This window comes from Microcoleus sp. A006_D1 (genome assembly GCF_036702805.1).
GTDB lineage: Bacteria > Cyanobacteriota > Cyanobacteriia > Cyanobacteriales > Microcoleaceae > Microcoleus.
Genome location: NZ_JAUBVZ010000022.1, coordinates 99,144 through 105,756 on the forward strand (window position 1 = coordinate 99,144; position 6,613 = coordinate 105,756).

The 6,613-nt window shown below is 44.1% G+C and carries 4 protein-coding genes; 2 read left to right on the top strand and 2 right to left on the bottom strand.

From position 1 onward, the window contains the following. The first annotated feature begins 48 nt into the window (after positions 1-48). Positions 49-726, top strand: coding sequence for an ATP-dependent Zn protease (locus QUB68_RS27120; RefSeq protein ID WP_332998041.1), 678 nt, complete (start codon positions 49-51; stop codon positions 724-726). A 118-nt stretch (positions 727-844) separates the two neighbouring features. Then, positions 845-1,396: a hypothetical protein gene (locus tag QUB68_RS27125; protein WP_332998034.1), complete on the top strand. Its 552-nt coding sequence runs from the start codon at positions 845-847 to the stop codon at positions 1,394-1,396. 194 nt (positions 1,397-1,590) lie between these two features. Here QUB68_RS27125 and QUB68_RS27130 read toward each other — a convergent pair whose 3' ends face one another. Together QUB68_RS27130 and QUB68_RS27135 are read right to left on the bottom strand one after the other, a co-directional pair. Further along, the gene (locus QUB68_RS27130; protein WP_332998035.1) at positions 1,591-3,066 is read right to left on the bottom strand and encodes a hypothetical protein; all 1,476 of its coding nucleotides are present in this window, start codon (positions 3,064-3,066) and stop codon (positions 1,591-1,593) included. Between the two features lie 382 nt (positions 3,067-3,448). Continuing rightward, complete coding sequence (locus QUB68_RS27135; protein WP_332998036.1) at positions 3,449-6,379, bottom strand: CHAT domain-containing tetratricopeptide repeat protein; 2,931 nt, start codon at positions 6,377-6,379, stop codon at positions 3,449-3,451. Positions 6,380-6,613 lie beyond the last annotated feature (234 nt).

Below are 6,613 nucleotides of genomic sequence, written 5' to 3' on the forward strand. Positions count from 1 at the left end.
TCTCAAACCAGTTTACCCATTACCAACTCCCAGTTATCAATTCCGATTATGAAAGACACTTCTTTGAATATTATCGCTATTTCTATTTTCGCGATCGTTGTTTCGGTAATATTGGGCCCCCTATTCAACATACCAGAGGCCGTACCTGCGATCGCCACTTTTTGCCTGTTGGGGCTAGCCACCCTCGACAGTTTCCAGTGGCAAGGTCAAGGCGGTACAATTTTAGTAGATTTGGTGGGCGGAAGTTCTAAGCAAAAGCGCGATCGCATCCTCCACCACGAAGCAGGACACTTCCTCGTCGCCCACCTGTTAGGAATTCCCGTAACCAGCTACGCCCTCAATGCTTGGGAAGCATTCAAACAAGGTCAAACAGCCCAAGGCGGCGTCCGATTTGCAGACGAACAATTAGCATCTCAACTGCAAAACGGCACTCTTTCTGTCCAACTTTTAGACCAATACTGCACCGTGTGGATGGCAGGAATAGTCGCCGAAAAAATTGTTTATGGCAGTGCACAAGGAGGCGCAGAAGACCGCACCAAAATCAGCGCAATCTTAACACAACTGCGCCGTCCCAGTTCCGAAATTCAACTCAAACAAAACTGGGGTTCGCTGCGAGCAAAAAACCTCATTGAAAGCAATAAACCAGCTTACGAAGCTTTAGTTGCAGCCATGGAAAAAAGAGCAACGGTTGTTGAATGCTGCGCTATTGTTCAGCAAAATTTGTAGACAAAACTTGCGGATTATTGCTGCTTAAACCCAGTTTATTTGTAGATTTATCAACAACACCCATATTTTGCCTATAAACTAGGTTTAATAGCAGAAATTTTAGCGGAATTAAAAAATCATGTCACAACTCAAAAAAATCGCAACAACCCTGCAAACAGCCAACCCAAATCAAGAAAAATTGCTGTGGCTGTTCGGTTTCCGCATCGACCCCGAAACCGAAACACCCAATCTATACACTCTAATTGTCTATGGAGAACAAGAGCCACCTTTAGTCGCCGGCGGTCAACTTGTATTTTTTACCCGTCCAGAACTAGCGATTAACGCTCTCCAATTGTGCGATATTAATATCAGCAAACTGGGAACGCCGCCAACACAATTAGACGCTATTTGCGACATTGCAGAAACGCTGTACTTGCTCGATGCAGAAGATATTGACGAATCTGGGATTATGCTTAACTGTTTGAACGCGCTGTTAAATTTAGTTAAAGTCACATTAACACCGATGCCCACAGAGTACAAGCGCGTGCTTTATGCTTTTGCAGATTACCTGAATATTCAGGAAGAGTTTGCGATTTTTTTAGCTGAAGAGGACATCCAGCGTTCAGAGATTGTCAATGCTATTTTGTGGTGTGTGGGAGCAATTACAGCAAAATCTAGATTGCTAACCTAGTAATTTTAGATTTGATATTTTGGATTATTGAAGAATTCAAAATATTAAATTATTTAAACCTCATACCTAGTTTCAAATATTTAATAAATCCTTAGCCGGTTATTCTGATCTTTCCTTAAGAGAGTCATTTGTGGTGCGGGATGATGTTTATTGATTTGCTGGGTGCCGATAAATGTTGCTGGTCAAACTCGCCCCTACCTGTGCAATATTTTTCTGATCAGCAGCAGGATACCCAATATCAGCAAGCCGAATGTTAAACCGAAAAACAAACTCCATACAATCGTGGCGGTGAAGGGATGAAGCGGGAGGGAAAAATCTGGCCGCCAGTAAATCGGTGTATCCTTGATTAGGGGATAGGCGGCTGAAAAGATTTGGCCGCCGCCGATCGCAGTTCCGACAAAAAATATGATATTCTCAAGTTGGCGATCGCTATTTTTATCGCTTTTTGCCTGTTCCGCGTCCAATTCCACCTGTTCGATTGCCACCATGCTGCTGATTCTGGAAATTGTCTGCTGGAACAAATCTTGATTCGCAATCAGGTAGTTTAAATATTTTTGGATTTGACTTTGATATTTGCGATCGGACAATCTCCGAAACTTATGCAAAAACTGCAAATCATCGCCAGCAATGGACAATGCTTTAATTTTAGCATAATTTTGGGCATAATTTTCGGCATTAATATCAATCGTAATACTGAATTCTCGCAAATGTCGCAATTCCTGAGCATATTCAAATACTAGACTGCTGATTGCAGCCAACAAATTCTTTAAATCCGTGAGTTTAACTTCTCGATTTGCTTGCGCTTCAATTTGAGTAAATTCTGGCAGTAATTTTTCTAACTTGCTCGCGATTTGTTGTCCGAGGCGATAGCTTTGCTCAGCTTGATTGTAGACAAACAAGACTTTACTGCGAGCACACAGTAAATTGATCAAATAATAGTTAAAAGTTGATGTTAGCGACTTCAAAGTATCGGGATGCTGTTGAAACCACACTAAGATATGACACTCTTTGGCAATATTATCATATTCAAAAATCGGACTACCAAACAACTTCCCGGCGACGGTTAACTTCAATTCCGGTGCGATTCCCTCTCCGACCAAAGCCCGCACGCATTCCTCAGCCAGCGCGCAACAAGCAGAATCATTATAGAACCCAACAGGCTCTGCATACAGCAATAATGTTTGTCCGATGGATGCTTGAATTTTATTCGGTAGCAGGCAACCTTGGGGATTAAATTGCTTTAAATCTGCCACTAAAATCGTAGCATTATTATAGTAAAAAGTCAAGTCTGCGGCGTAGGTATCGTGAATTCGTCTTGCGTCAATCGAGCCGTATAGTTTGAGATTATCGGACAGAGTAAGCGGCTGAAATCTTAAGATTTTGCCATTGGGTAGCAGTTTTTGGTCGCTCAAATTCCCATTTTCGCCCGCTGGATGATACTGTCCGTCTTTGTAGCAGATTAGCTGATCTCGGAGGGATTTGAGTTCAGGAAAATTTAATTTTTCGCCGACATTATCGGCTAGGGTTTGCCAGACATCTTGGGCATTTTTCGCTGGTTGTTGGTAGCCTTCGTCTCCGTCATTTCGCAGGTGGAAAGGATAGAGAGTGATGCTGGGATTTTTGATTTGCGTTGGTTCGTTCATAATCAAACCTTGTGGAATATAAGACATATTGCGAAAAATATTTGGCGAAATGCCTCGGCGATTGAAATCGCGGCTACACAGACAAAACCTGCCTCCGCAGGTTGCAATAAATGCCTCGGCGATTGAAATCGCGGCTATAAACGCCCCGGCGATTGAAATCGCGGCTACACAGACAAAACCTGCCTCCGCAGGTTGCAATAAATGCCCCGGCGATTGAAATCGCGGCTACACAGACAAAACCTGCCTCCGCAGGTTGCAAGATATTAATTCAATCTTAGTCCGCGGAGGCGGACATCGTTTGTGTAGGCGCGATTTCAATCGCCCGCTATCTATCTTAGTCCGCGGAGGCGGACATCATTTGTGTAGGCGCGATTTCAATCGCCCGCTATCTTTTGGGTAAACGCAATTCCTAAGATTCCGTCCCAGAATCACCCGTTTCAACCACCGAAACCGACGGCCGAGACAAACCCAACCTCATCTTATTATCCATCAGCACTTCCATCAAATCCCTCACAACTTCTTCCGGTGCATCGCCATCAGTACCACCAGGCCCAGCTTGCTCAATTTCGTTCTCTAAATTCTCCTCAATTTGCGATCGAGTTTCGCACCATGCCCTGATTTTTTCTGCTACAATATTCACATTGTCTGTTGATTCCAGATCAAGCGCAGCTAAATCATTAACAAATAACTTCGGTTCTGATGTTTTCAATAACTTAGCTAAACCAGCGACAATCTCTTCAGGTGTATAATTATCGGGTAGTGACATTTTTAGCCTCCTTAAATCTATTTGTTGAGTTTCTAATGGTAAACTTTCGGTTTCGCCGATTAAGGTGAATGCACCCCAATCTTTAGGACGGGGATATTGCTCCTTTGTTGTTAGCATAGCACACCGCAATGCCGCCGCTTTGTTATCGCCTCGCGCTAAATTTTGGTAGAATTCAGTCATCAGCAACTTGGCTGAAATTACTCCCATATTCCACAGCGAGACGATGATACTCGGTACTCCCGCGAGGATGAAACAGCGCGATAGTCCGTTGACTCCATCTCCGGTGATTGTACCGCGGCCTGTGCTGCAAGCGCTTAATACTACCAGTTCGGAATTGAGTTTTAATTGCAGGATTTCGGCGGCATTCAGCGCGCCGTCGTCGTCTCCTGAAGCAGCTAAAATAATCGTGCCGGGAATGCCGGAACCTTGGAAATCGTCGAGGAGTCCGTGGGCGGATAAATGGACGATGCGGGTGTTGAGCATTTGGTCTAATATGGCGGCTTTGGTGGCATTTTCTCCGCTAATTGCTGCGGTTCCTAAAATCGCGGCGATGGCTTCGGCGGCTTCTTTTGCCCTCGATATTTGTCGGAGTTTGTAGGGGTTTTCTTGAAATTTTGCTGCAATAGTTGGATCGCCTACTATCAGGGCGGCTTGTCTCAATCCTTTGATGTTTTCTTGGTGTTGGCTGGTTTGTGCTAATACTTGGATGGATGGGGCGGTGAGGATGGTATAATCTTCTATTAAATAGCGGTTATTGGCGGATTGCAGGGCAGTGAAAGGAACTAAAAATAGTTCGTAGTGGGGGATAAAAGTGATCGGGGAGTTGGGGTCAGGTGGTAGTAAATCTGCTATGGGTTCGATCAGGATTTGATAAAGTATTTTTAGTAGGGGATAGCCGCCTGTTTCGTCTCGCTTGTATTCGGATTCTATCTTAATTTTTTGTTTTTCCTCATCGATTTCCTCTACTCCGATGGAGACGCGGGCTTTTAGGATGATTTGTTTGAGGGATTGGTTTGGTTGGTTGAGGGGTTGGAGGTTGGCGACGCGATGGATGATGTTGCCGTTTGGTTGGATTACCCAGATATAAATGTCTCGTTCAACAATCGAATATTCAACGATTGTGGAGTTTTTTTGTTGAGCGATTTGTTGGATTTTGGCGATTGATAATGTATTTGTGATTTCGTTGGTTGCTAAGTCAGTTGTTAAGAGGTTTTGTTGCAATAATTCTACGAAGGCACGGGTGCGGGACATTTCGGAAATTTCTAGGGCTTCGTCAAATTTATTTTGCGCGACTAGGACTTTTTGCAGGTTGCGATAGGCAGATATTTGGGTTTCAAAAATTGATGCTTTGTGGTCATTATGGACTAATTCAGACCGTATAGTTTCGTGAATTATGATTGATTCACGGAGTTTGGCTTCGGCTTCTGGGAATTTGTTTATTGTGAATAGAGTTTCGCCTAAATTGTTGAGGGCATAAGCTTCTCCTTTGCGATCTCCGATTTTCCGTTGAATCACTAAAGACTGTTCGTAAAAGTTGATAGCCTGATTGTATTGCCCTAGGCAATAGTAAGCATTGCCCAAATTACCGAGGGAATTAGCTTCCCATGCGCGATATCCTATTTTCCGTAAAATCTGTAAAGACTGCTGGTAAAACTCGATCGCGTTGTGATATTGCCCTAGGGATTGGTAAACCTTCCCCAGATTGCAAAGGGAGCCACCTTCTCCTTGACGATCTCCGATTTGCCGTTCAATCACTAAAGACTGTTCGTAAAACTCGATTGCCCGATTGTATTGCCCTAGGGATTCGTAAGCATTGCCCAAATTGCCGAGGGAAGCAGCTTCACCTTGGCGATTTCCGATTCCCCGTGAAATCACTAAAGACTGTTCGTGAAAGTCGATCGCCCGATTGTAATCCCCTAGACCATAGTAAGCATTGCCTAAACCGCCGAGAGAATTAGCTTCCCATTCGCGATATCCTATTTCCCGTAAAATCTGTAAAGACTTATGGTAAAACTTGATCGCGTTGTGATATTGCCCTAGGGATTTGTAAACTTTCCCCAGATTGCAAAGCGAGCCACCTTCTCCTTTGTGATCGCCTATTTTCTGTTTAATCTCTAAAGACTGTTCATAAAAGTCGATCGCCCGATTGTAATCCCCTAGGGATTGGTAAGCAATACCCAAATTGCCGATGGCATGAGATTCTCCTTGGCGATCTCCGATTTCCAGATAGATAGTTAATGCCTGTTCCCAAAACTGCAAAGCTTCTCGAAATCGACTGATATCATTCTGCTGATTCCCTTGTATTAACAGTCTGTCTGCTTCCGCTCTTAGTGCAATTCCCGCTAAGAAGTCACCATCCACCTTACCCAGTAGCCCAGCAAAATTTTTCAACCGATTAGCATTTTTTAGTTCGCCTTTTTCCCTAAGATTATCTGCCTCTTCTAGCATGGCCGCCACCAAGCCATCATCCAGCAAATCCGGGTGAGTTTTCAATATCTCCGCTTCTTCGCCGTTGGGACAGGTGAGGAGTTCATGAATCAGGTTGAGATAGGCTGGTTGGCGTTCAGAGTTCATGGGGGAGTTAGGGGAAGGTTGAAGCGTGAAGGCCCAATTAAATTGGGATAGATTTATTATAGATTGAACTCATCTGTTTGGGCGTTTGTCATCTGAGATTAGCTGCGTGCGTCGAAACCGGGTTTCTGCGACAATTTTCGGTTAAGTACCAGAGATATCGGAAGAAACCCGGTTTCTGAGATTTTTGTGCGCTCTAATTTCCGCTGCGTGGCGAGAAACCGGGTTTCTGCGACA

Coding starts and splice junctions, on each gene's coding strand:
- QUB68_RS27120 (WP_332998041.1), top strand. CDS start 49: ATGAAAGACACTTCTTTGAATATTATCGCTATTTCTATTTTCGCGATC.
- QUB68_RS27125 (WP_332998034.1), top strand. CDS start 845: ATGTCACAACTCAAAAAAATCGCAACAACCCTGCAAACAGCCAACCCA.
- QUB68_RS27130 (WP_332998035.1), bottom strand. CDS start 3,066: ATGTCTTATATTCCACAAGGTTTGATTATGAACGAACCAACGCAAATC.
- QUB68_RS27135 (WP_332998036.1), bottom strand. CDS start 6,379: ATGAACTCTGAACGCCAACCAGCCTATCTCAACCTGATTCATGAACTC.